This window comes from Candidatus Pelagibacter communis, from assembly GCF_001180025.1.
Lineage (GTDB): Bacteria > Pseudomonadota > Alphaproteobacteria > Pelagibacterales > Pelagibacteraceae > Pelagibacter > Pelagibacter ubique_A.
The window spans coordinates 19,420-41,623 of record NZ_CVSK01000067.1 but is presented as its reverse complement, the minus strand read 5'-3'; the positions used below and the strand labels follow the sequence as shown (position 1 = coordinate 41,623).

General features: G+C 29.4%; 27 protein-coding genes. 18 read left to right on the top strand and 9 right to left on the bottom strand.

Annotated features, from left to right (window positions below; translation table 11 throughout):
• The first annotated feature begins 87 nt into the window (after positions 1 to 87).
• The 12 genes from rpsF (at position 88) to AMN83_RS03210 (ending at position 12,065) form a co-directional block, all read left to right on the top strand.
• Entirely contained in the window at positions 88 to 441 is a 354-nt protein-coding gene (rpsF, locus tag AMN83_RS03265) for a 30S ribosomal protein S6 (protein ID WP_075504247.1), read from the top strand.
• Positions 441 to 713, top strand: a complete 273-nt coding sequence (rpsR, locus tag AMN83_RS03260; RefSeq protein WP_075504246.1) for a 30S ribosomal protein S18 — start codon at positions 441 to 443, stop codon at positions 711 to 713. The genes rpsF and rpsR overlap by 1 nt, the downstream gene beginning before the upstream one ends.
• Position 714: 1 nt before the next feature.
• Entirely contained in the window at positions 715 to 1,173 is a 459-nt protein-coding gene (rplI, locus tag AMN83_RS03255; RefSeq protein WP_075504245.1) for a 50S ribosomal protein L9, read from the top strand.
• A 67-nt stretch (positions 1,174 to 1,240) separates the two neighbouring features.
• Positions 1,241 to 2,659 carry a replicative DNA helicase gene (locus AMN83_RS03250; RefSeq protein ID WP_075504244.1) on the top strand — a complete coding sequence of 473 codons (1,419 nt, stop codon included), beginning with the start codon at positions 1,241 to 1,243 and terminating at the stop codon, positions 2,657 to 2,659.
• 21 nt (positions 2,660 to 2,680) lie between these two features.
• The gene (locus tag AMN83_RS03245) at positions 2,681 to 5,077 is read left to right on the top strand and encodes an efflux RND transporter permease subunit (protein WP_075504243.1); all 2,397 of its coding nucleotides are present in this window, start codon (positions 2,681 to 2,683) and stop codon (positions 5,075 to 5,077) included.
• Entirely contained in the window at positions 5,077 to 5,622 is a 546-nt protein-coding gene (locus AMN83_RS03240; protein ID WP_075504242.1) for a CvpA family protein, read from the top strand. Before AMN83_RS03245 ends, AMN83_RS03240 begins: the two co-directional genes overlap by 1 nt.
• Positions 5,576 to 7,057 carry an amidophosphoribosyltransferase gene (gene purF, locus AMN83_RS03235; protein WP_075504241.1) on the top strand — a complete coding sequence of 494 codons (1,482 nt, stop codon included), beginning with the start codon at positions 5,576 to 5,578 and terminating at the stop codon, positions 7,055 to 7,057. The genes AMN83_RS03240 and purF overlap by 47 nt, the downstream gene beginning before the upstream one ends.
• 3 nt (positions 7,058 to 7,060) lie before the next feature.
• A complete protein-coding gene (locus tag AMN83_RS03230) occupies positions 7,061 to 7,618 on the top strand; it encodes an HD domain-containing protein (RefSeq protein ID WP_075504240.1) in 558 nt (185 codons plus the stop codon).
• Positions 7,619 to 7,647: 29 nt separating this feature from the next.
• Positions 7,648 to 8,943, top strand: coding sequence for a glutamate--cysteine ligase (locus tag AMN83_RS03225; protein ID WP_075504239.1), 1,296 nt, complete (start codon positions 7,648 to 7,650; stop codon positions 8,941 to 8,943).
• Positions 8,933 to 9,859 (top strand): glutathione synthase, encoded by a 927-nt coding sequence (gshB, locus tag AMN83_RS03220; RefSeq protein ID WP_075504238.1) that lies wholly within the window; start codon positions 8,933 to 8,935, stop codon positions 9,857 to 9,859. The genes AMN83_RS03225 and gshB overlap by 11 nt, the downstream gene beginning before the upstream one ends.
• Positions 9,856 to 10,731, top strand: a complete 876-nt coding sequence (locus AMN83_RS03215) for a DMT family transporter (RefSeq protein ID WP_075504237.1) — start codon at positions 9,856 to 9,858, stop codon at positions 10,729 to 10,731. Before gshB ends, AMN83_RS03215 begins: the two co-directional genes overlap by 4 nt.
• Before the next feature lie 29 nt (positions 10,732 to 10,760).
• A complete protein-coding gene (locus AMN83_RS03210) occupies positions 10,761 to 12,065 on the top strand; it encodes an MFS transporter (RefSeq protein ID WP_075504236.1) in 1,305 nt (434 codons plus the stop codon).
• Here AMN83_RS03210 and AMN83_RS03205 read toward each other — a convergent pair.
• Positions 12,062 to 12,511 (bottom strand): MOSC domain-containing protein, encoded by a 450-nt coding sequence (locus AMN83_RS03205; protein ID WP_075504235.1) that lies wholly within the window; start codon positions 12,509 to 12,511, stop codon positions 12,062 to 12,064. The two genes, AMN83_RS03210 and AMN83_RS03205, sit on opposite strands and share 4 nt — an antisense overlap.
• 47 nt (positions 12,512 to 12,558) lie before the next feature.
• On the opposite strand from AMN83_RS03205, the gene AMN83_RS03200 reads away from it, so the two are divergent.
• Genes AMN83_RS03200 through AMN83_RS03185 form a run of 4 tightly spaced genes read left to right on the top strand, consistent with a single transcriptional unit; the run spans position 12,559 to position 15,943 of the window.
• Positions 12,559 to 13,383 carry a phytanoyl-CoA dioxygenase family protein gene (locus tag AMN83_RS03200; protein WP_075504234.1) on the top strand — a complete coding sequence of 275 codons (825 nt, stop codon included), beginning with the start codon at positions 12,559 to 12,561 and terminating at the stop codon, positions 13,381 to 13,383.
• 3 nt (positions 13,384 to 13,386) lie between these two features.
• Positions 13,387 to 14,397, top strand: a complete 1,011-nt coding sequence (locus tag AMN83_RS03195; RefSeq protein WP_075504233.1) for a Gfo/Idh/MocA family protein — start codon at positions 13,387 to 13,389, stop codon at positions 14,395 to 14,397.
• Positions 14,394 to 15,473: a Gfo/Idh/MocA family protein gene (locus AMN83_RS03190; RefSeq protein WP_075504232.1), complete on the top strand. Its 1,080-nt coding sequence runs from the start codon at positions 14,394 to 14,396 to the stop codon at positions 15,471 to 15,473. The genes AMN83_RS03195 and AMN83_RS03190 overlap by 4 nt, the downstream gene beginning before the upstream one ends.
• 2 nt (positions 15,474 to 15,475) lie before the next feature.
• Positions 15,476 to 15,943 (top strand): hypothetical protein, encoded by a 468-nt coding sequence (locus AMN83_RS03185; RefSeq protein ID WP_075504231.1) that lies wholly within the window; start codon positions 15,476 to 15,478, stop codon positions 15,941 to 15,943.
• A gap of 224 nt (positions 15,944 to 16,167) precedes the next feature.
• Here the strand turns inward: AMN83_RS03185 and AMN83_RS03180 are convergent, their stop codons facing one another.
• The 7 genes from AMN83_RS03180 to AMN83_RS03145 form a co-directional block, all read right to left on the bottom strand.
• Positions 16,168 to 16,737 carry a hypothetical protein gene (locus tag AMN83_RS03180; RefSeq protein WP_075504230.1) on the bottom strand — a complete coding sequence of 190 codons (570 nt, stop codon included), beginning with the start codon at positions 16,735 to 16,737 and terminating at the stop codon, positions 16,168 to 16,170.
• A gap of 498 nt (positions 16,738 to 17,235) precedes the next feature.
• Positions 17,236 to 17,427 (bottom strand): hypothetical protein, encoded by a 192-nt coding sequence (locus AMN83_RS03170; protein WP_075504229.1) that lies wholly within the window; start codon positions 17,425 to 17,427, stop codon positions 17,236 to 17,238.
• Positions 17,424 to 17,732: a hypothetical protein gene (locus tag AMN83_RS03165; RefSeq protein WP_075504228.1), complete on the bottom strand. Its 309-nt coding sequence runs from the start codon at positions 17,730 to 17,732 to the stop codon at positions 17,424 to 17,426. Before AMN83_RS03165 ends, AMN83_RS03170 begins: the two co-directional genes overlap by 4 nt.
• A gap of 65 nt (positions 17,733 to 17,797) precedes the next feature.
• Positions 17,798 to 19,474 (bottom strand): DEAD/DEAH box helicase, encoded by a 1,677-nt coding sequence (locus AMN83_RS03160; protein ID WP_075504227.1) that lies wholly within the window; start codon positions 19,472 to 19,474, stop codon positions 17,798 to 17,800.
• Positions 19,475 to 19,672, bottom strand: coding sequence for an HNH endonuclease (locus AMN83_RS03155; protein ID WP_075504226.1), 198 nt, complete (start codon positions 19,670 to 19,672; stop codon positions 19,475 to 19,477). It lies immediately after the preceding gene.
• On the bottom strand, positions 19,669 to 19,944 hold the full coding sequence (locus AMN83_RS03150; protein WP_075504225.1) for a hypothetical protein: 276 nt from the start codon (positions 19,942 to 19,944) through the stop codon (positions 19,669 to 19,671). Before AMN83_RS03150 ends, AMN83_RS03155 begins: the two co-directional genes overlap by 4 nt.
• Positions 19,945 to 19,955: 11 nt before the next feature.
• Positions 19,956 to 20,462 carry a hypothetical protein gene (locus AMN83_RS03145; RefSeq protein WP_075504224.1) on the bottom strand — a complete coding sequence of 169 codons (507 nt, stop codon included), beginning with the start codon at positions 20,460 to 20,462 and terminating at the stop codon, positions 19,956 to 19,958.
• A gap of 193 nt (positions 20,463 to 20,655) precedes the next feature.
• Here AMN83_RS03145 and AMN83_RS03140 point away from each other — a divergent pair, with 193 nt between their 5' ends.
• On the top strand, positions 20,656 to 20,856 hold the full coding sequence (locus AMN83_RS03140) for a hypothetical protein (RefSeq protein ID WP_075504223.1): 201 nt from the start codon (positions 20,656 to 20,658) through the stop codon (positions 20,854 to 20,856).
• A gap of 76 nt (positions 20,857 to 20,932) precedes the next feature.
• Complete coding sequence (locus tag AMN83_RS03135; RefSeq protein WP_075504222.1) at positions 20,933 to 21,160, top strand: hypothetical protein; 228 nt, start codon at positions 20,933 to 20,935, stop codon at positions 21,158 to 21,160.
• Here the strand turns inward: AMN83_RS03135 and AMN83_RS03130 are convergent.
• On the bottom strand, positions 21,153 to 22,202 hold the full coding sequence (locus tag AMN83_RS03130; RefSeq protein ID WP_075504221.1) for a threonine aldolase family protein: 1,050 nt from the start codon (positions 22,200 to 22,202) through the stop codon (positions 21,153 to 21,155). The two genes, AMN83_RS03135 and AMN83_RS03130, sit on opposite strands and share 8 nt — an antisense overlap.
• Positions 22,203 to 22,204 lie beyond the last annotated feature (2 nt).

The window sequence follows — 22,204 nt, the reverse complement described above, 5'->3', positions numbered from 1 at the left end:
ATAAAAAAAACTAATATTTTTGCCTTTTTAACTATTGTAATTGAACTTTTATAATAGTATATCCTCACTTTTTATTAAAGAACTTAAATGAATTTATACGAACACACTATTATAGCTAGGCAAGATACTTCACCAAGTGAATTAAAGCAATTAACAGAGAAATATTCTAAAATTGTTGAAAAAAATGATGGTGAAGTTGTTAAAACTGAAAACTGGGGATTGCTAAACTTATCTTATCTAATTAAAAAAAATAAAAAAGGAAGTTACATACACTTCAAAATCAAAGCTAAAGGTAACGTTATTGATGAATTAGAAAAAAATGAATCTATAGATAAAAAATTACTGAGATATTTAACAGTTAGAGTCAAAAAATTTGACTTAGAAACAAACTATTTTGGAAAAAAAGAAGATAGTGAAAAAAAAGAAAGCACTAAAAACTAATGCCAAAAAGACAAAGTGGAAATAAAAAAGGTAAACAGAGTAACTTTGCAAAATTAAGTATTTTTCAACCAAATAAATATAAATTTAAAAAAAGCTGTCCATTATCTGTAAAAGGTGCTCCTGAGGTAAATTATAAAAATATAAAGCTTTTAAAAAAATATGTATCGGAGAATGGTAAAATTTTACCATCAAGAATAACAAATGTTTCTCAAAAGAAGCAAAGAGAACTTTCTCTCTCAATCAAAAGAGCGAGAAACTTAGCCCTAATATAAAATGAAAGTAATATTATTAGAAAACGTAAAAAGAATTGGATCTATTGGTGAAGTAATAGATGTAAAAAGAGGTTTTGCTAGAAACTTCTTAATTGCAAATAAAAAAGCTCTCTATGCATCAAAAGAGAATATAAAAGAGGTTGAAAAAATTAAAGCTGAGTTATCTAAAAAAGACAACGAAAAGAAAAAAGAAGCCTCTCAAATCGCTGAACAAATAAATGGTAAAGAGTATTCTGTAAATAAACTAAGTACAGAAAATAATGAATTGTATGGTTCTGTTAAACCGACTGAAATTTCAAAACTTATTCAAGAAGAAAACAAAATCGATGTTAAGCCTTCAATGATACAACCAGTTGAAGAAATAAAAGCTTTAGGAAAATTTAAAGTTAAAATTTCTTTACACTCAGAAGTTGATGCTGAAATTACAATCAATGTTTCTTCAGCTGATACAATTCAATAATTATACATTCTTTTCCCCAGTGGAAATATACAATTTGATTTAATTCTATTTCATATAAATTATTTTCATGGAAAATAATTTAAGTATAGTCAAAGATCAATTTAAAGAGTTACCAAATAACATTGAGGCAGAGCAAGCTGTTATAGGATCTATTCTAGTAAGCAATGATATTTTTGATGAAATAAATACAATAATTTCCAGTATTAACTTTTATGATCCTATGCATCAAAAAATATTTGAGGCAGTTGAAAGTCTTATCTACAAAGGAATGTTAGCTAACCCAATAACTTTAAAAAATTATTTTGAAGATGAAAAAGATGATCTAAATGTTCCAGAATATTTGGTAAAAATCACAAAGTTTTCCACATCAGTTAGGCAAGCAATAGAATACTCAAAAATAATTTACGATATGTTTGTTAGAAGAGAGTTAATAAAAATTTCTGAACAAACTATTGATAGTGCGAAATTAAATGATCTTGATACTAACGGACAATCTATAATAGAGAGTTCTGAAAGATTATTATTTGATTTAGCTGAAAAAGGTTCTTTCAATTCTTCTTTAGTAAAATTTGATGAAGCAATGAAACAAACAATTGAAATGGCTTCAGCTGCTTATAAAAATGAAGAGGGAATCGTAGGTGTTCCAACTGGTTTAAGAGATTTAGATGACAAGCTTGGTGGTTTACATCAATCAGATTTAATTATTATTGCTGGTCGACCATCAATGGGTAAAACATCACTTGCAACAAATATAGCTTTTAACGCAGCTCAAAAATTACAAGAAAGTGGTAAGAAATCATCTATAGCTTTCTTTTCTCTTGAAATGTCTTCAGAGCAATTATCTACAAGAATTATTTCTGAACAAGCTAGAATTAGCTCTAATGATATTAGAAGAGGAAGAATATCTGACGACCAATTTGATAAATTTTTAGAAACATCAAAAAATATTTCTGAACTGCCTCTTTATATTGATGAAACTCCAGCAATAAGTATTGCTGCTTTGAGTAATAGAGCACGACGTATTAAAAGGCTTTTTGGTCTCGATATGATCGTAGTTGATTACATCCAGTTAATGAGAGGAACTACATTTAACAAAGATGGAAGAGTTCAAGAAATATCACAAATTACTCAAGGACTTAAAGCAATAGCCAAGGAACTATCTGTTCCAGTAGTAGCTCTTTCACAGCTATCTAGACAAGTAGAACAAAGAGATGATCATAAGCCTCAATTGGCAGATTTAAGAGAGTCTGGCTCCATTGAACAAGATGCTGATGTTGTAATGTTTGTTTATAGAGAAGGGTATTATTTACAGAGAAAAGAGCCAAGAGAAGCAACTGTTGAGCATGCAGAGTGGCAAGCAAAAATGAATGAAGTTGCACATTTAGCTCAAATTATAATTGGAAAACAAAGACATGGTCCTATTGGTAATGTAACTCTTGAATTTGAAGAAAGATTTACAAAATTTAAGGATACTCAATTAAGTTAAATTCCAATATAAAGAGCTTGAATGATAGCTCATTTTTACCAAAACGTTATCCTTAAAAATCCCAAAGCAATATTTGTTTTGTTAATTATTGCTATTATAAGTTTTGGATACTATTCAAAAAATTTTAGGCTAGATGCTTCATCAGAAACCTTATTAATAGAGGGTGACCCGGATTTAGCATATTTAAAAGAAGTTTCTCAAAGATATGGGTCTAAAGAATTTTTAATTCTTACCTATACACCAAATGAGGGAATGGTAAGTGACTCATCAATTAATAATTTATTAAGTTTAAAATATAAAATTCAGAGTTTAAACTGGGTCCATAGTGTAATTACATTATTAGACATTCCACTTTTAAATAATTCTGATGCACCACTTCAGGAAAGACTAGAGAGCTTTAAAACATTAAAAGATGAAGATGTTGATAGAAATCGAGGTTTTAAAGAGATTTTAAATAGTCCTGTTTTTAGAAATTTTGTAATTAGCGAAAATGGTAAAACTAGTGGCATTATTGTTAATATTAAACAGTCTCAAAAATTAGAAGATATAAAAAATAAATCAAAAGAAGAAGTTGAATTAATTAAAGATCAAATCAAAAAACAAAACCATCAGAATATTTTAGAAATAAGACAAGTTATTCAAAGTTACGGTGATGTTGGAAAAATATATCTTGGAGGAATACCAATGATTGCCGATGATATGATGACTTTTATCAAAAGCGATATAATTGTTTTTGGTTTGGGAGTTCTGTTATTTATAATTGCTACTTTATGGTTTGTTTTTAGAAACCTACTTTGGATTGTGGTTCCTATAAGTAGTTGTCTTTTTTCTGTGATAATAATGATGGGATTACTTGGATTGCTAGGATGGAAAGTTACAGTCATCTCATCCAATTTTATTGCACTGATGTTAATTCTAACAATGGCAATGAATATTCATATGAGTACAAGGTTTCTTCAACTTAAAAAAGATTTTCCATCAAAAAATAATTTTGAAATTATTTTTTTAACTACTTCGAAAATGTTTTGGCCAATTTTTTATACTGTTCTAACGACAATTTTTGCATTCTTATCTTTAATTTTTAGTGAAATAAAACCTATTATTGATTTTGGTTGGATGATGACTTTTGGTTTAATTACATCATTTATCATCACTTTTACTTTGCTACCTACCCTTTTAAACTTTGCACCCGCAATTAATATTTCAGTGAAGAAAGAACAAAAATCTAAAATCACAAATTTACTTAGTTTAATTTCTATAAATAATAAAAACTCTATCTTCTTAGTAACTGGAGTAGTTGTAATTTTTAGTATTGTTGGAATAAGTAAGCTTGAAGTTGAAAATAGTTTTATAAATTACTTTGATAAGAATACTGAAATTTATAAGGGTATGAAACTTATAGATGAAGAGCTAGGTGGAACCACTCCTTTAGAAGTTATTATAAAATTTCCTGAGAAAGAAAAGGTAAAAAAATCTGAAGAAGATGATGAATTTGACGATTGGGGTGATGAAGAAGATGCTAGTGATGAAAAATACTGGTTTACCAAAGATAAAATTGATCTAATTTCATCTGTTCATAATTACTTAGATAGCTTACCTGAAATTGGCAAAGTTCTATCTTTTTCATCTATTATTGAAGTTGCTACTCAATTAAATAACAATAAGCCTTTAGGTACTTTAGAAATGGGAGTGCTTTATTCTAAAATTCCTGAGAGTATTAAAACTGAAATCATTGATCCCTATCTTTCAATTAAAGATAATGAGGCTCGAATTAGTTTAAGAATTATAGACTCGCAGGAAGATTTAAGAAGAAATGATTTAATTAACAAAATCAATTTTGACCTTAAAGATAAATTTGGTTTAGAAGAAAAAGATTACAAATTAGCAGGAGTATTAATATTATTTAATAACTTATTACAAAGCTTGTTTAAATCTCAAATTTTAACATTAGGATTGGTTATGATTGGAATATTTTCAATGTTCATAATCTTATTTAGAAATATTAAACTTTCATTGATTGGCGTTGTTCCAAATTTTATTGCAGCCTTTTTTATACTAGGAATAATTGGATTGTTAGGAATACCTTTGGACATGATGACGATAACAATTGCAGCAATCACGATAGGTATCGCAGTAGATAACAGCATTCACTATATCTACAGATTTAAAGAAGAGTTTAATAAAATAAAGGATTATAACAAAACATTAAAAACGTGTCATTCAACTGTTGGAGTTGCTATACTAAACACTTCAATTACGATTGTTTTTGGATTTTCAATTTTGGTGCTATCAAAGTTTATCCCAACAATTTATTTTGGTGTGTTTACAGGTCTGGCTATGTTATTAGCTATGATATCGGTATTAACACTACTTCCTGCATTAATTTTAATTATTAAACCTTTTGGCAAATCATCTTAATGTTAGAAATCATACAAGATTTTTATAAAGCAATATCAATAATTGATTTAATTTATTTAATTTTAACAATTCTTTCTTTGATAAATTGTTACAAAAAGGGTTTCATTTTAAGTATTCTCTCAATGGCTAAATGGTTGCTGGCTTACATTATTACATTAATTCTATTTCCCAAAATTAAACCCTATGTAAAAGACATAATTGATAATGAATATGTGCTCGATGTTGGTTTGGGAATAATAATATTTGTTGTTGTTATCTTTTTGGTTCTATTAGTTAATAAAGGAATCAGTAAAGCAGTCAGATATACAGGAATCGGTGGCTTAGATACAACATTTGGATTCTTTTTTGGTTTTATAAGAGCTTATATTATTTCTGTATGTATCTTTTCAGGTGTTCATATCGTTTATAATTATGATAAATGGCCAATAAATTTTGACAAATCATACGTCTTTCCATATTTAGAAAAAGGTAGTAGTTATCTGATAAAAGAATTTCCTAATGAAAAAACATATCAAGATTCTAAAGAAAAAATTACAGAACTATAATCCAAGACTTAAGGAAGAATGTGGAGTTTTTGGTATTAGCAATGCAAAAGATGCTTCAGCTCTAACAGCACTTGGACTACACGCTTTACAACACAGAGGTCAAGAAGGTTGTGGAATAGTTACTTTTGATGGAGAAAAATATTATTCTGAAAAAAGATTTGGTTTAGTTGGTGATAATTTCAATAAAGAAAAGGTGCTTAATAATCTTAAGGGAAATTATGCAATTGGTCATAACAGATATAGTACAACTGGTAACAATATATTAAGAAACATTCAGCCCTTTTTTGCTGACACTAATGCAGGTGGAATTGGAGTTGCACATAATGGAAATCTTACTAATTCAATAGCTTTGAGAAATAAACTAGTAGAAGATGGAGCTATATTTTACACTACTTCAGACACTGAAACGATTGTTCAATTAATTGCTAAATCAAAAAGACCAAAAACAATTGACAAAGTAATTGATGCAATTTTTCAAATTCAAGGTGGCTATGCATTAGTGATGCTAACGCAAAACTCATTAATTGGGGTAAGAGATCCTTACGGAATTAGACCATTAGTAATCGGCAAACTCGGCAACAGTTATGTCTTAGCATCTGAAACTTGTGCATTTGACATTATTGGTGCAAAATTTGTTAGAGAAGTTGAAAATGGTGAAATAGTTTTAATTGAAAATAAAGAGCTGAAAAGTATTAAACCCTTCCCTGCTAAAAAAGTTAGACCTTGTGTATTTGAATATATTTATTTTTCAAGACCAGACAGTCTGATTGGAGGAAAAACAGCATATGAGCATAGAAAAAACATTGGTAAAGAACTTGCAAAAGAAAATGATACTGATGCTGATATAGTGGTTCCGGTCCCAGATTCTGGAAATGCTGCTGCTATGGGTTTTGCTCAAGAGCTAAAAATGAACTTTGAACATGGGTTAATTAGAAATCATTATGTTGGAAGAACTTTCATAGAGCCAAGCCAGAAAATTAGAAGCTTGGGTGTAAAATTAAAATTAAATGCTAATCAAACAACAATTAAAAATAAAAAAATAATTCTAATTGATGACTCTCTTGTTCGAGGAACAACGTCCTATAAAATTGTTAAAATGCTTTATGATGCTGGTGCAAAAGAAGTTCATGTGAAAATTGCGTGCCCTGAAATAAGATACCCAGATTTCTATGGTGTAGATACACCTACAAAAAAAGAATTGTTAGCAGCAAATAAAACTAATGATGAAATTTGTGAATATATTGGAGCTAAATCTTTAAGATTTTTATCAATAGAAGGTTTGTATAAAGCTATTGGTTTTCAAAAAAGAAACGAAACATATCCACAATTAACAGATCATTACTTCACAGGGGAATATCCTGTTAAATTAGTAGATGAATTAGGAGATAATAAAATAACTCAATTATCTTTATTAAGTACTGGATCAAACAATTAAGTTATGAAAACAGTAAATTTTACTGAAATGAAAAATGGAACTAAGGAAGATTATGAGCTTCTTGAAAAATTCGAGAAAAACTTTGAAAGACAAACAGCTGAGAGAGTTTTAAATTATTTATCTAAACAAACTACTACTTTAGAAGGTTACAAAATCACAAGACTAGAACACTCCTTACAAGCTGCAACAAGAGCTTTTAAAAATAAAGAAAGTGATGAAATGGTTGTTGCAACTTTACTACATGATATTGGAGATGATTTAGCACCAATGAACCATTCTCAATATGCCGCATCTATACTAAGACCTTATGTTTCAGAAAGAACTTATTGGATTATCCTACACCATGGTCTTTTTCAAACTTACTACAGCGCCCATCATTTAGGTGGTGACAGAAATGCAAGAGATAAATTTAAAGACCACAAGTATTATCAAGACACTATAGATTTTTGTGAAAAATATGACCAATGCTCTTTTGACCCTAATTACAAAAGTATGACTTTGGAAGATTTTAAGCCATTAGTTAAAAAAATATTCGCAAAAGAGCCTTATTATTATCTTTAAATTTAGCTATAAATCACTACTTACAGCGCATGATTGATTCAAAAGAAAAAATTATAAATTATTTTAAATCAGGTATTAAAGAGTCCAAAAATTTCAAAATCGGGATCGAGCATGAAAAGTTTTTATTTAATAATTCAGACAATAAAAGGGTTGATTATCCAAAAATAAAAGAAATGTTTACAGCCTTACTTGAATTTGGCTGGAACCCAGTTTTTGAAAAAGAAAATATCATTGCTCTTAACAAAGGTGGAAAAAATATAACTCTTGAACCAGGTAACCAAATAGAATTATCAGGAGATAAATTAAATCACATGCATGAAGCTTGTGCGGAGTCACAAGACTATTTGTTTGAATTAAAACAAGTTACTAAAAAATTAGATATAAAAATTGTTAGTTCAGGATTCGATCCAATATCTAAATTAAATGAAATACCAAACAATCCTAAACAAAGATATGAATTGATGACTAAGGATATGCCTTTAGGTGGTGAACTTAGTTTAGATATGATGTATAGAACATGTGGCACTCAGTTAAATATAGATTATAGCTCAGAAAAAGATTTTATTAAAAAGTTTAGAGTAGCAAACTCAATTGTACCCATTGCAATTGCTTTGTTTGCTAATTCCTCAATCGTGGAGAAAAAAAATAGTAACTATTTATCTTATAGATCTAGAGTGTGGCAAAGCACTTCTAGAGGTGGATTGCCTAAATTATTTTTCGAAGATATGGATTTTGAAAAATATGCAAATTTTGTAATTAATTTTCCCATATTATTTATACAAAATGAAGATCAGTATATTTCGGGTAGGAAATATATTTTTAAGGATTTTATGGAAGGAAAAATTCAAGAAATAGAAAATAGGATTCCAACTGAAACAGACCTAACAACTCACTTAAGCACAATATTTACAGAAAACAGGGTTAAGAAATATATTGAATTAAGATCAATGGATACCTGTGGCTGGGATTGTTTGTGTGCAGGACCAGCTTTCAATATAGGTATGCTTTATGGAAATTTAGATGAAGTGCATGAACTAATTTTGAAATGGGAAAACGATAAAATAATTAATGCTTATTTAGAGGCACCAAAAAAAGGATTTAATACTCAATTAATGGGTAAAGATCTTCTTTATTGGTCATCTACACTTTTAGATCTTTCAAGAAAAGGGTTGGAGAATAGAGATGTTTTAAGCAAGAAAGGTAATAACGAGACAGTATTCCTAAACCATCTACAAAAAGTAATTGATAATAAGACAACAAACGCAGATCATATGATTAGTAAATTTTCAAAAAACGAAAATTTAGACGAATTGTATGATAAATAAAATTATTGCTATTCAAGGGAATCATCCTTCTAAACTAAATCCTTTAACGGATACAAGTGTTTTTTTAGCAAACGAAATTCAGAACAAAAAATATAAAATATTCTATTATGATCCAAAAGACTTATCAGTTATTAATTCAAAAGTTACAGCTAAAGGTTTTTTTATTAAATTTAACTATAACAATAAAAAATTCTATAAAATCAAAAAAAAACAAAATCTAGATTTAACAAAATGTAAATTTATTCTTATTCGCCAAGATCCACCTTTTAATCTTGAGTATATTTCAACAACACACATTTTGGATACAATTAAGACTAAAGTTAAAATAATTAACAACCCTACCTCTGTAAGGAATATTTCTGAAAAATTGTATTCATCTAAATATCAAAAATACATGCCAGCTACTATTTTTACTCAAAATATGAATGAAATTAAAAAATTTTTCAAAAGAAACAAAAAAGTTATTTTAAAACCCATCCACAGTTTCAGCGGAAATGATATTTATTTACTAACTAAATTTAATTCAAAATTAGTTAATAAATTTATAAAAAAACATGATCATATCATGTGCCAAAAATTTCTTCCTAAAATAAGTAAGGGAGACAAAAGGGTTTTTATTATTAATGGGAAAGTATGTGGTGCAATTTCAAGAGTTCCAAAGAAAGGTTCAATTTTAAGTAATATGAGTAAAGGAGCAAAACCCACTAATATAAAATTAACAAGTAAAGAAATTAAAATTTCAAAACTAATTGCAAAAGATTTAAAAAAAGAAAATATTTTTTTTGCAGGGATTGATTTTATAGATCAAAAACTCAATGGAGATATAAATGTTACTTCTCCAACTGGACTTAAAACACTTTATGATCTATCGGGAAAAAATTTAGCTAAAATTTTTTGGAAAGAACTTAAAGTGTGAGCAATTTAACTAATCAGCAAAAAGGTTCATTGATGGCTTTTATTGGAGTTATGTTTATAACTCCTGACTCTTTACTAATTAGATTATCAAATATTGAAACTTGGGGGATGCTTTTTTACCGAGGAGCAATACCATTTGTAGTGGTTTTAATTGGTCTTCTTTTGTTTTATAAAAATAATTTCTTAAAAGCTTTGTTTAAAATTGGTTACCCAGGCATTTTTTATATAATTAGTTTTTCTATTTGTAATATTACTTTTATTATTTCAATTCAAAATACTAATGTAGCAAACACTTTGTTGATGGTAGCTCTTGCACCAATGCTCTCAGCAATATTAGGGGCTATTTTCTTAAAAGAAAAACCAGATAATAAAACTTGGCTTGCTATAATAATTACCTTTATTGCTTGTGTTTATATTTTTTATGACTCTTTAAGTCTTGGCAATTTTTATGGTGATATGTTCGGTTTAATCACTTCTTTTGGATTAGCTTGTAATGCTAACATTGCAAGATACGCTAAAACTATTGATTTAGTGCCTGCTGCTGTAATTGGAAAATCGTGCGTTGCTATATTTGCCTTTTTCTTTGTTAAAGACTTTGCATTAGTTGGAAATGATCTTTTTTATATACCTTTAATGTGTGTAATGTGTGTAGCCATACCATTTGTTTTAGTCACCATAGCACCAAGATTTATAACTGCAGCTGAAGTTAATCTATTTTTCCTTCTAGAAACCATACTTGGGCCGATATGGGTTTGGATGGTTATTAAAGAACAGCCCTCTAACGAGACTATCTATGGAGGTATCGTTATCATTATTACGATAGCAATTCATTCTTTACTGGCCATAAAAAAAACACAAACCAAAACTACGTAGCCAGAAAATATTAAACTTAAAAACTATATATGCAAAAAGAAGTAAAAAAGTCTTGGGCTCTATTTATAGGGATAGGGGTGATGATGATTGCTCATGGTTTGCAAATGCAAGTTATGGGTATTCGATCAGTACTTGAAGATTTTAGTGTTTTTACAACTGGTATCTTTATGTCCGGATATTATGTTGGTTACTTTGTAGGCTCAAGAACAACACCTAACTTTGTTCAAAAAGTTGGTCATATAAGAGTTTTTGCTGCATTCGCTTCACTTGCATCTTTAAGTGCTTTAATTGCTGTTGTTTATGTAAATCCATTTATGTGGACAATTAGTAGATTTATAACAGGTATAAGTTTAGTTAGTTGTTATGTGGTTACTGAAAGCTGGTTAAATGACAGGGCAACCAATAAAAATAGAGGACAACTATTGTCTGCTTATATGATGGTAATCTATTTTGGATTAGCTATAGGTATGTTGCTACTTAATGTTAGCAAACCAGAAGACTACGAACCATTTATTTTAGTTTCTATTTTACTTTCTCTTGCGCTTGTTCCTATTTTATTAACTAAAAGACCTGCCCCTAAATTTAAAAAGATAGAAACAATAAGTATAAAAGAATTGTATAAGATTTCACCGCTTGGTTCATTGAGCTCATTCTTTACTGGTATCATTCACGCAGCATTCTTTTCTTTAATATCTGTTTACGCAACACTTGCGAAATTTTCTTTGGTTGAAACATCAATACTTTTATTTATTGCAACAATTGCAGGAGTCATTGGGCAAGGACCAATAGGTTATTTTTCAGATACATTTGATAGAAGAAAAGTAATTGTTATGACAACTTTTGGAAGTTGTTTTTTAGCGTTTATTTCAATTCTAACTTCAAATGATCCTATTCAAAATATTTATTACATGGATGAATTTGCTTTTAGAAAAATTATATTTTTTATTGCTGTAGGATTGTATTCAAGTTTATGTCTTCCTTTGTTTTCACTTAACCTTGCCCACACAAATGACTTTGTTCCTAAATCAAAATTCGTAGCAGCTGGAGGTGGTTTGCAGTTTATCTTTGGTGTGGGTGCAATTAGTGGTCCTATTTTGTGTTCTATATTTATGGAATGGTTTGGTTTAAATGGTTTATTTATTTTTTTAATTATTGCTCATGCGATAATTGGTGGATTTGGTTTATATAGGATGAAAGTTAGAGAAACTGTTGAAAACCCAGACTCAACTTTTACACCTATACCAGCAACAATTACACCTGCTGGACTAGAACTAGATCCAGATACACCCGCAACACTTGATGAAAATCCAGTTAATGAAACTGTAAAACCTTAAATATTAATAATTTCTATTTTATCACCGACATTAATTTTGGAAGATGAGAGAATTTGGCATCTAAGGCCTCCTTTTCTCATAAATTCTTTAAGGATATTTTTTTGATCAAGCATTTCAGTCAAATGTCGACACGGACGACATAATTCTACCCCCTCCAATTCAACATTTCCTACCTTTAATTTTTTTCCAATTAAATTATTTAATTGAATGCCTTTTGTAACAACATTCCTTCTAAAATTGATGTAAGGTATATCGAGCCCAAATTTAATATTATATTCATCAATATTTTCAGCCTCTATTAAAGATAATTGATTGTAAGGATCATTAAAATCATGAAAATGTCGATCACCTACTATTCCTTTATTAACTAAAACCTCAATTGAATTTACTTCCTTGATTGGTTGATTGTTGTTAGCGGTAATTCCTAATTTAAATACTTCGGCCATAAATTATTGAAGAAATAGTTGAGCTCATATAATCTTTTTAAAATAATATGACTTATCTATCATCAAATCAACTTAAACAGTATGAAGATCAAGGATACATATCCCCTATTGAAGTTTTGTCTAGTAGTGAAGCATTAGAGGCAAGAGAAGAAATCGAATTAATTGAAAAGAAAATGCCAAACGAAATAGATAAATCGGGAAGATATAATGTTCATTTAATTTCACCAAAACTTGATTCGATCGTTCATAATTCAAAAATTTTAGATGCAGTAGAAAGTATTATTGGAAAAAACATCTTAGTTTGCAGCACTACTTTGTTTATTAAAAACCCTAACGAACAAGGTTTTGTAAGCTATCACCAAGATGCAAAGTATATAGGATTAGAACCACACAATTGGATTACAGCATGGGTAGCATTAACAGATTCAAATGAAAATAACGGATGTATGAAAATGTGGCCTAAATCACATTTGAATATTAAAGATCACAATGAGAAATTCAATGAAGGAAATTTACTTACCAGGGGACAAACAGTAGAAAATGTACCTGAAAACGAAGTTAAATCTATAGAACTAAAAGCTGGTCAAATGTCTTTGCATCACCCAAGAGTAGTGCATGGTTCAGGAATAAATAAGAGTAATCACAGAAGAATAGGATTTGTTATTCAAAGTTATATAGGGACAAACGTAAAACAAACCTTAGGTAAAAATAGCGTCCAAATTGCAAGAGGAGAGGATAAATATCATCATCATGAAATTATAAACAGAACTAATGCTTTAATGAGTGAAGAAGGTATTTTACTTCGCAAAAAAGAAAATGATTACTTGCAAGAAATTTTTTATAAGGGTGCAAAACAAAAAGGATCTTATTAATTTATGAAAAAAGCACTTAACCTTGGAGTAATCGGAATAGATCATGGTCATATTTTCGATATGCTAAATGAAATGATCAAAGAAGGTTGTAGCTGTAATTACTTTTGGACAGATGGGGATCCTTTAACTCTTCAAGAATTTAATAAAAAATATCCAAATATTAAAAGAAAAGAAAATAAAGAGGAAATATTAAATGACTCATCTATTGATATGATTTTAATATCTTCGATCCCTGTAGATAGAGCTGGTCATTCAATAGATGCATTAAAAGCTGGGAAAGATGTTATGGTAGATAAACCAGGCTGTACTACGTTAGATCAGTTAAATAATTTGAAAAACACTGTTAAAGAAACTGGAAAAATATGGTCTGTAAATTTTTCTGAAAGATTTCACGTTGCTGCAGTTGCTAAAGCTGAAGAATTAGTCAATGAGGGAAAAATTGGTAAAGTAAAGCAAACGATTGGTACGGGTCCCCATAGACAGGGTAATTATGAAAGACCTGATTGGTTTTATAATCGTCAAAGTTATGGAGGAATTATTACTGATATTGGTTCCCACCAAATTCATCAATTTTTGGTTTTTACAAATTCAAATCAAGCAAAAATCAACCATGCATTAGTAGAAAATACGACAAAGAAAGATATGCCTGGTTTTCAAGATTTTGGTGAAGTGAATCTTACTGGTAATGGTGGGCATGGCTATATTCGTCTGGATTGGTTTACTCCAGATGCCCTTCCAACCTGGGGAGATGGAAGATTGCTAATCCTTGGAGACAAAGGTTTTATTGAAGTAAGAAAATATACAGATTTAGCAAAATCAGAAAAAGGTAATCATTTATTTTTAGCAAATAATGATGAAGTGAAACATATTGATTGTTCTAATGTTAAGCTGCCCTACTTTAGAAATTTAATTAATGATATTTTAAACAGAACAGAAACTGCATGTCCTCAGGATCTTACTTATCTTTCAATGGAACTTGCTATTAGAGCTCAAGAGCAAGGTGAAAAAAAATGAAAAAATATCAAGTAGCAATAATTGGAACCAATATAGGAGCAAAGCATTTTGAGGATTTTAAAAAAGTATCTGAGAGATTTAATGTTCACACATTATGTGGTTTAACTCGTGAAGTTATTGATAAAATATTACAATCAAATACTGAGACAAAAGTTTCTCTAAATTTTGATGATGTATTAAAAGTTAAAGAAATTGATATTATTGATATTTGTCTCCCACCCCATTTACATTTTTCTGCTTGTAAAAAAGCTATGGAAGCTGGAAAGCATGTGATTTGTGAAAAACCATTAGTTTCAAGTCTTAAAGAAGTAGATCAGTTAGAAAAGATCAGTAAAGCAACTGGTAAGATTATTTTTCCAGTATTTCAATATCGATATGGTCTAGGGTTTTCAAAATTAAAAGCATTAATCAAATCTGGTTTAGCAGGAAGCCCTTTGGTTGCTTCTTTAGAAACTCATTGGAATAGAGGTAAAGATTATTATTCAAAACCTTGGAGAGGAACTTGGGAAGGTGAACAAGGCGGCGCAATATTAAGTCATTCCATCCATATTCATGATTTAGTGAGTATGATCTTGGGGCCTGTTTCAAATGTTTTTGCAAAATTAACAACTAGAGTAAATGATATTGAAGTTGAAGATTGTGCAGCTCTTTCTATTGAAATGGAAAACGGCACATTGGTTACAAGTTCAATTACATTGGGTGCAGCAAATGATACGAGTAGACTTCGATTTTGTTTTGAAGGGTTAACAGCTGAGTCTGGTGCATCACCAGATAAACCATATAGTCCAGCTGATGATAAATGGGACTTTTTACCAAGAGCTCCTATAACTCAAGCTCAAATAGATGAAGTACTATCAAAAGTTAAAGAACCAAAATCATGGTATGCAGGTATGTTTGAAGAAGTTGCAAATAAACTAGATGGATCTAGTAGTGATGAAGTAACTTTATCAGATGCTAGAAAATCTCTAGAATTTGTAACCGCTGTGTATGATTCTTCTAGACAAAATAAGAATATTAAACTTCCAATTAATAAAGATAACCCTTTATATAATTCTTGGTTACCTTTAAATAATTAAATATGGGAGATTCAAATAAAGCACCAAACGATTTTTTTGATAATTGGAATAAAATCCAATCAATGTCATATAAAAATGTCATTGAGCTACTTGTAAAGAGAAGTAGTGAAAAAAAAATACTAGCTTTAATTCAATTTGAATTAGATCAATTTTCTGAAAATGTTCAAAAGGATTTGGCTATTTCTGAAACAAGTTCTTTCTATCAAGAAATATCTAATCTTTTCAGAGATTCAAACTGGTGGTCAACAGCTACAGTTACAGATGCTTGTAAATATTATTTAAACTGTGCAAGAAATAATATTTCTTATTTTGAAAACTATGTAGAGGCAGATAGTGATTTATCTCAAAATCAAAAAAATGAGATTTTTGCCTTATATCAATTATGTACTTTATTTGTTTCTTGGAATGCTATTAAAGACAAACAGATCAGAGAAGTTATAGATATTAGAAAAAGTTTATTTTTTAGATAAAATTCATCAATATGAATAAAGAAAACGCAAGTAAACTCTGGAAAATTATTCAGGAAGCTGGCGATTATTTGGGGTGCTAGAGGTACACACTAGCTCACACTACCTCACACTACTCCACACTAGTTACGCGGATAATTAAATTTTAATTGAAAATAATTCGCATTAAGACTCATCAATTTAAGCAACAAACTAGACACAGAACTAGATCTTTTTTAGATAAATCATTAACTATTTAAATTGCTAATTTCTTTACATTTTCTGTGAGCTTCAAGTACAGATGGAACAAGTTTATCTAATTTCCAGCTATTGATAGATATATCAAAATATTTACTAGTTTTAAAATCAAGTCCATCAATTATTTTAATTTCAAATTTTTTTTCTTCGATATAAAAATTATTTAACTTGTAAATATATTCTTTGATAGGAAATGATCCTAAGGAAAATAAAACTCTATATCCTTGTAAAAATGGCATAATATGATCGACGTATGCTGTCACTTCCTCATTATTAATCTTTATTGGAATATGTTTGTGAAGTAGTTGTTTTATATCTCCAGGTTGTTCATATGTATAAAATGTAAAATTGTGCCAAACCTTTTCACAATTATCTGAAGCTCTAATAAAAAAATTTAAACTATCTCCATGAATTACCTCTCCATAAACCCGTGCAAATATCAAGTTTTCAAATCTTTCAATGCTCCATTCTTCTTCTAATTCTTCAGCTTGAGTGTGATAGGCAAAAATAATAAAAAAAAGAGATAGATGTAATAAAATAATAAGTAAAACTCTTTTCATGATTTGAGCTCCACTTTGTATCCATTTTTCTTAAATATTTTTATGATTTTATCCCAGACTAAACTGTTGTGTTCACCTGGTAATATTTCAAATTTGAAAGTTTGTTTATAAACGGGATCGCAGTTATCATACGCAACGTAAGCACTCACGTGACAGTACTTACAGACACGGCCTATTTCCATATATTGGAACTCCTATTGTTGATTGATTTTTTGAGAGTTAAAAGTTTGTAATTTGTAATGGTCTCAATCCTTTTCGTTTGGTTCGAATTACGCAACAAGGGAGATAATAAAAAAAGCGGAATACGATAGAAAAGGATTGAAATCCAATGCATATGCCTAGCAAATCATTCTTAGATGTTTTATTTTTGACTTAATTATGTTTTTAAAAAGATTAATTTTTTTAATAGACCAAAGAGGTAAATAACCTAACAAAAAAATCTCTAAGATTAAATTAACAAAACCAATAAATTTTTTGATTAAAATTACTATTAGAAATTCATAAATCAAGTTTATGCTCTATTTTTTTTATTTTTTTATATTGGAAATAAATTATTAAAAGCAAAGCTATTGCAAATAATGGATAACCAACAACAAATATTACTATATTAACAAACTCATAACTTGTTCCAGTAAAATTTGCTATCCAAACAAGAATATCGACACATAAATAAAATAGATAATCTATCATAAGTTAATTTCCTCATTGTTATGTATTTTTTCAAGCATGTTATTAATTTTGTTATTTATTTTTTTATTAGATTTTCTTTTTATAAGTTCGCTTAGTTTTTCAGAAATAAATTGATTATTTTGAATTATCTTTAAAATTTGACTTCTGTTTGATTGAAATTTTGACAGTTCAAATAATATTAAAAAATCTCTATAATTTTTTGTATAATTTAACAATTTTGGAGCTAAAAGCCTTACTGGATCTGGGAAGAGCCTTAATTCTCCTGTAATTATTTTTGTTATTTTATTAAGTTCTGAGATTTTCAATAATTAATAAAAACATTTTCTGATGTTAATAATTAGACTGAATTTTGTCTTAAAATTGATATAAATTATTTTGATGCTTTATCTAGTATTCTTTTTAATTTAACTAGCGCTTCATCTGGAAACAAGCTTAAAACCTCAATCACTCGTGCATCACCACTTTCTAAAATTTCTTTTCTAATATTCTTATAATATTTTTCAGCCTCTTGAACATCGGCCTCATCTACATCCATTTCTCTTGCAATTCCACCCATTCTCAAAGCATTATCTAATGTAATAACAAAATCATGACCAAACTTCTCACCACATTTTTGGCATTCATCTAGATTTACTGGGTTTTGATGACCACAACCATCGTTTTCGCACACTTTAAATCTTGTTGATCTTTGAGGAAATTCATATCCACAAAATTTACATTCAACGTTACTTTTGTCATTTTCCTCCTCACACTTAGGACAAATTTTTGTATTTTTTGAGGATTCTTTTATTTTGATTAATTTCATCTCTCTTTCTACTCTACGAGCATAATCTTCAAAAATATTATGAGTAGGCATTACCACATATGCGCTAGAGTCATCGTTTTTTCCTGCAGATCTAACAACTCTTCCCAATGCTTGTCTAAAAGATAATTCAGTTTGTGCATTTGGAAGATAAACAAGAACTCTTAATCTTTTTATATCTACACCTTCACTGATCATTGCAACAGATACGATCCAATCCTTGTTACTCTCTCTAAATGCTTCAATTAAACTATCTGCATTGGACATATTGCTATGAACCAACATTGGTTTTTCGCCTGTTAATTCTTTAAGAGTATCAGCCATGTACTCAGCAACCTTAATATTAGGTGCAATAACTAACCCTCCAGCATTTGGTAATCTTTCTTTGATATCTTCAAGTTTAGATATCCCCCACTCTAACATTGATGCTTGATAAGAATTTAAATCAGGTGTTTTTCCGTCCTTTTTATATTTTGGTGACCTGGCTAATGTGTAAAAATCGCAAGATTTTTGAATTGCTCCAATAAATTTTTTAGTATGCTTTTTTTCATCTATTTCTATGCCTGTTGTCCCTGATACAAATATTGGATCATTTTCATCTTTAAGAACAACAGTGAATTTACCTTCATGTCGATGAAAAAATGCTGGTCTACAATATTTTAAATCTACTGCTTCACCATATGTAAGTGTATACTGGCCTTCTTCAGGATGCGTAATCTCCCCACCAGAATATTCAAACCAAACAGGTCTTTCGCCATCACTACGTATTGGTGTTCCAGTTAAAATTAAAACATATTTTGCTTTTAAAAATGCGCTATCAGCACTTTCTCCCCAAGCAGCTTTAACCGCCGCATGATGATGTTCATCGCATATAACTAAAGTGTTATCTGTTTCACAAATTGTTTGGAATAAATCTTTTTGATCATTTACTGAGTTCCAGGTTGCACAAACATCTAATCCCTGATCCTCGTTTTTACCTACTACAACAAGCATAGTTCTGCCAGTTACAGCTTTAAACTCATCTTTCCATTGTCTTACAACTTCCTTTCTTGGTGCTATAACAATAACTCTTTTTACAGCCTCTTTTTCAATAAGTTTTTTTGCGATTACAGCAGCACAAATAGTTTTTCCAGCACCAGGTGCAGCATTAATTAAAAATTTATTATTTGCTTGTTCCTGGCTAAAATACCAATTTAAAGACTTATTTACTGCTTGGTCTTGCCAAGATCTTAAAGACAATGACATTTACTTTGCACCCTTTTTTAAATTACACTTTGGACATAAAGCTTGCCCATTGTTTAATATTGTCTTACCTTTTTTAGAGTAAGGTATTACATGATCGGCATGGAATCCATCCTTAAGATTTTTGCCACAAGAAGCACAAGTGTTTCCACCAACTATCTCTAAAATTTTTCTTTGTCTTTGACTAAAAGATCTGCTCATTTACTTATCCACCATTCACTCATTATTATATCTCTTATGGGTAAATTTTTTGGTGGCTCGCACTTAAGATCTTTATTTATTCGCCTTAAAATTTTGGCCATAGAAACGGGTGTTTTTTTTACAATAAATCCTTTTCTTTTGATGATTGTAAGAACAGCTGTAAAATTTTGTACCCCGAATAATAGCAACGATTCGAGTCTTGATACTCTGTTACCTTCAATCATATATTCAGTTAAAGCTGAGGTATTTCCATATTTTATTTTATCAGCCATATCTTAAATCTTTATTTATTTATATCAGTTAGATGATATCCTCTTATTCTAGGATAATCATTGTTATTTTCAATTTTTATATTATCTTTTTCTAAAATATTATTTAGCTTAATTGCATCTGGCTCACGAATATCTTCAAAAATCTCTGATATTTCTGGTCTATCTAATCTCTGTAACTCTCTTACAAGTACAGCAAACTCTAATCTGGTTATCATCAGGAATACGTTTTGAGAAAAAAAATATGGCCTGCCCTCACGAGATTTTAATTCTTTAATTTCTCCTTTTTCATCTATTACTGTTTTTTCAATTAAAGCATCAGATAACAGAACAACTTGTTCATCAGATAAGCCAACATTAAATTCTTCGGAAATATATTCTACAGCTTCTCGTATTTTTAATGCTTGTTTAACTTCATCTATGGATTTAATTTTAGAAATATCTATATCTCTCTTAGAATTTTTTTCTAAGAATTTTTTCCATTCCTTTTTAATATATTCTATTCTCTCTTTTTCATTCATAAATAATTTTGATACACCTATGGTGTAAAAATTTTTTTACTTTTTAAAATTTTTTTTTTTCAATTTCACTTTTTCATAGACAAAAGTATATTAATGATATATGGTTAATCATATCTAAATTAATCCCTTTAAAATCTAAATAATCATCAACTCAGGTAGAATTTTTATCAATAATAATATACAAATATTTTTTATGAATAATTGGCAAATATTATTAGCTATAGTAATAGTTGGATTAACAATTTTAATTCCAATTTATTATTCTTACTTAGAAAAAAGTAAAAGAAAAAAATTACAGGATAAATTAGTAGAATCTAGACGTGTTACGGAAAGAGAAAAAATAAGGGTTTATATCGATAGTATTAACGAAAAATACAGAGCTAAAAGAAGATAAGTTTGTTTAAAAGATTTCATTATATAACTAGACACAAAACTAGATCTTTTTTAGATAAAACAAGGTTTAGAGTAGTATGACGCCAGAAAACTCGCAGAAACTCTGGAAAATTATTCAGGATGCTGGCGATTATTTGGTGGGGCAATTACCTGACCATCCAAATCACCCTAAAGGAAGAAACCCATACGCTCATGTTGCTATATGTGTGAAAAGCAAATTTAATGCAAGTTATAAAGATATTCCTGATGAACAGTATGATGAAGTTATAAAGTATATTAATTTTTTAAAAGAAAATCCTAATTAGCTTTAATTGTATTTAATAATTCATCAACATCACTATCTTTAGTATTCCAAGCAGCAACTAACCTTACCGCTTTTCCATCTAATTCTTCTTCATTCATTTTGTAACCCTCAGAATTTAGATGTTCTATTTTTTCTCTTGGAAATTTTGCAAATACTTCATTTGCTTCTGTTGGATAAGCAATTTCAATATCATTATGCTTGCTTAAGCCATCGCTTAATTTTTTACCCATTAAATTAGCGTGTTTTGCATTTCTCAACCAAACATCATTTGAAATGTACGCATCTAATTGTGCAGAGACAAAACGCATTTTAGATAATAAATGCCCTGCTCTTTTCATTAAAAAAGCAATGTCTCCAACTAATTCTTTCTTAAAAAATATAATTGCTTCAGCTGCTAGACATCCATTTTTAGTTGCTCCAAATGACAAAACATCAACCCCAGATCTCCATGTCATTTCAGCAGGAGTTGCGTCTAAAGAAACCAATGCATTAGCAAATCTGGCTCCATCCATATGTAAATTTAAATTATGTTTATGAGTGATTTCTGCAATTTTTTTAATTTCCTCTAATTGATAAACTTCACCTGTTTCACAAACCTGAGTAATACTAACTGATGAAGGTTGTGTATGATGAACAATCCCTTTTCCACCTATCGATTGATCCAACTCCTCTGCTGTTATTTTTCCCATCACTCCATTTAAAGTAACTAACTTTCCCCCTCCTGTATAAAATTCAGGTGCACCACATTCATCTGTATTTATATGGGACATCTTATGACAATAAATATTTCCATAAGAAGGTGTCATTGTCGATAATGCTAAAGCATTAGCTGCAGTACCTGAGGCAGTAGGAAAAATAATTACCTCTTTTTCAAAGATTTCTGAAAACTTATCTTGTAATTCAGTTGATATTGGATCATTCCCATAAGGAGTGCTATCTCCCTCATTGGCTTTTAAAATTGCATCTAATACCTCGGGACAGGCACCAGCAACATTATCAGAAGCGAATTTAACTCGCTCTCTTTTAATTTTAATTTTTGCCATAA

Coding starts and splice junctions, on each gene's coding strand:
- AMN83_RS03130 (WP_075504221.1), bottom strand. CDS start 22,202: ATGGCAAAAATTAAAATTAAAAGAGAGCGAGTTAAATTCGCTTCTGAT.
- AMN83_RS03250 (WP_075504244.1), top strand. CDS start 1,241: ATGGAAAATAATTTAAGTATAGTCAAAGATCAATTTAAAGAGTTACCA.
- rpsR (WP_075504246.1), top strand. CDS start 441: ATGCCAAAAAGACAAAGTGGAAATAAAAAAGGTAAACAGAGTAACTTT.
- AMN83_RS03160 (WP_075504227.1), bottom strand. CDS start 19,474: ATGTCATTGTCTTTAAGATCTTGGCAAGACCAAGCAGTAAATAAGTCT.
- purF (WP_075504241.1), top strand. CDS start 5,576: ATGAAAAAACATATCAAGATTCTAAAGAAAAAATTACAGAACTATAAT.
- AMN83_RS03170 (WP_075504229.1), bottom strand. CDS start 17,427: ATGATAGATTATCTATTTTATTTATGTGTCGATATTCTTGTTTGGATA.
- AMN83_RS03240 (WP_075504242.1), top strand. CDS start 5,077: ATGTTAGAAATCATACAAGATTTTTATAAAGCAATATCAATAATTGAT.
- AMN83_RS03135 (WP_075504222.1), top strand. CDS start 20,933: ATGACGCCAGAAAACTCGCAGAAACTCTGGAAAATTATTCAGGATGCT.
- gshB (WP_075504238.1), top strand. CDS start 8,933: ATGATAAATAAAATTATTGCTATTCAAGGGAATCATCCTTCTAAACTA.
- AMN83_RS03225 (WP_075504239.1), top strand. CDS start 7,648: ATGATTGATTCAAAAGAAAAAATTATAAATTATTTTAAATCAGGTATT.
- AMN83_RS03150 (WP_075504225.1), bottom strand. CDS start 19,944: ATGGCTGATAAAATAAAATATGGAAATACCTCAGCTTTAACTGAATAT.
- AMN83_RS03210 (WP_075504236.1), top strand. CDS start 10,761: ATGCAAAAAGAAGTAAAAAAGTCTTGGGCTCTATTTATAGGGATAGGG.
- AMN83_RS03195 (WP_075504233.1), top strand. CDS start 13,387: ATGAAAAAAGCACTTAACCTTGGAGTAATCGGAATAGATCATGGTCAT.
- AMN83_RS03190 (WP_075504232.1), top strand. CDS start 14,394: ATGAAAAAATATCAAGTAGCAATAATTGGAACCAATATAGGAGCAAAG.
- AMN83_RS03185 (WP_075504231.1), top strand. CDS start 15,476: ATGGGAGATTCAAATAAAGCACCAAACGATTTTTTTGATAATTGGAAT.
- rpsF (WP_075504247.1), top strand. CDS start 88: ATGAATTTATACGAACACACTATTATAGCTAGGCAAGATACTTCACCA.
- AMN83_RS03180 (WP_075504230.1), bottom strand. CDS start 16,737: ATGAAAAGAGTTTTACTTATTATTTTATTACATCTATCTCTTTTTTTT.
- AMN83_RS03145 (WP_075504224.1), bottom strand. CDS start 20,462: ATGAATGAAAAAGAGAGAATAGAATATATTAAAAAGGAATGGAAAAAA.
- rplI (WP_075504245.1), top strand. CDS start 715: ATGAAAGTAATATTATTAGAAAACGTAAAAAGAATTGGATCTATTGGT.
- AMN83_RS03230 (WP_075504240.1), top strand. CDS start 7,061: ATGAAAACAGTAAATTTTACTGAAATGAAAAATGGAACTAAGGAAGAT.
- AMN83_RS03200 (WP_075504234.1), top strand. CDS start 12,559: ATGACTTATCTATCATCAAATCAACTTAAACAGTATGAAGATCAAGGA.
- AMN83_RS03155 (WP_075504226.1), bottom strand. CDS start 19,672: ATGAGCAGATCTTTTAGTCAAAGACAAAGAAAAATTTTAGAGATAGTT.
- AMN83_RS03245 (WP_075504243.1), top strand. CDS start 2,681: ATGATAGCTCATTTTTACCAAAACGTTATCCTTAAAAATCCCAAAGCA.
- AMN83_RS03140 (WP_075504223.1), top strand. CDS start 20,656: ATGAATAATTGGCAAATATTATTAGCTATAGTAATAGTTGGATTAACA.
- AMN83_RS03205 (WP_075504235.1), bottom strand. CDS start 12,511: ATGGCCGAAGTATTTAAATTAGGAATTACCGCTAACAACAATCAACCA.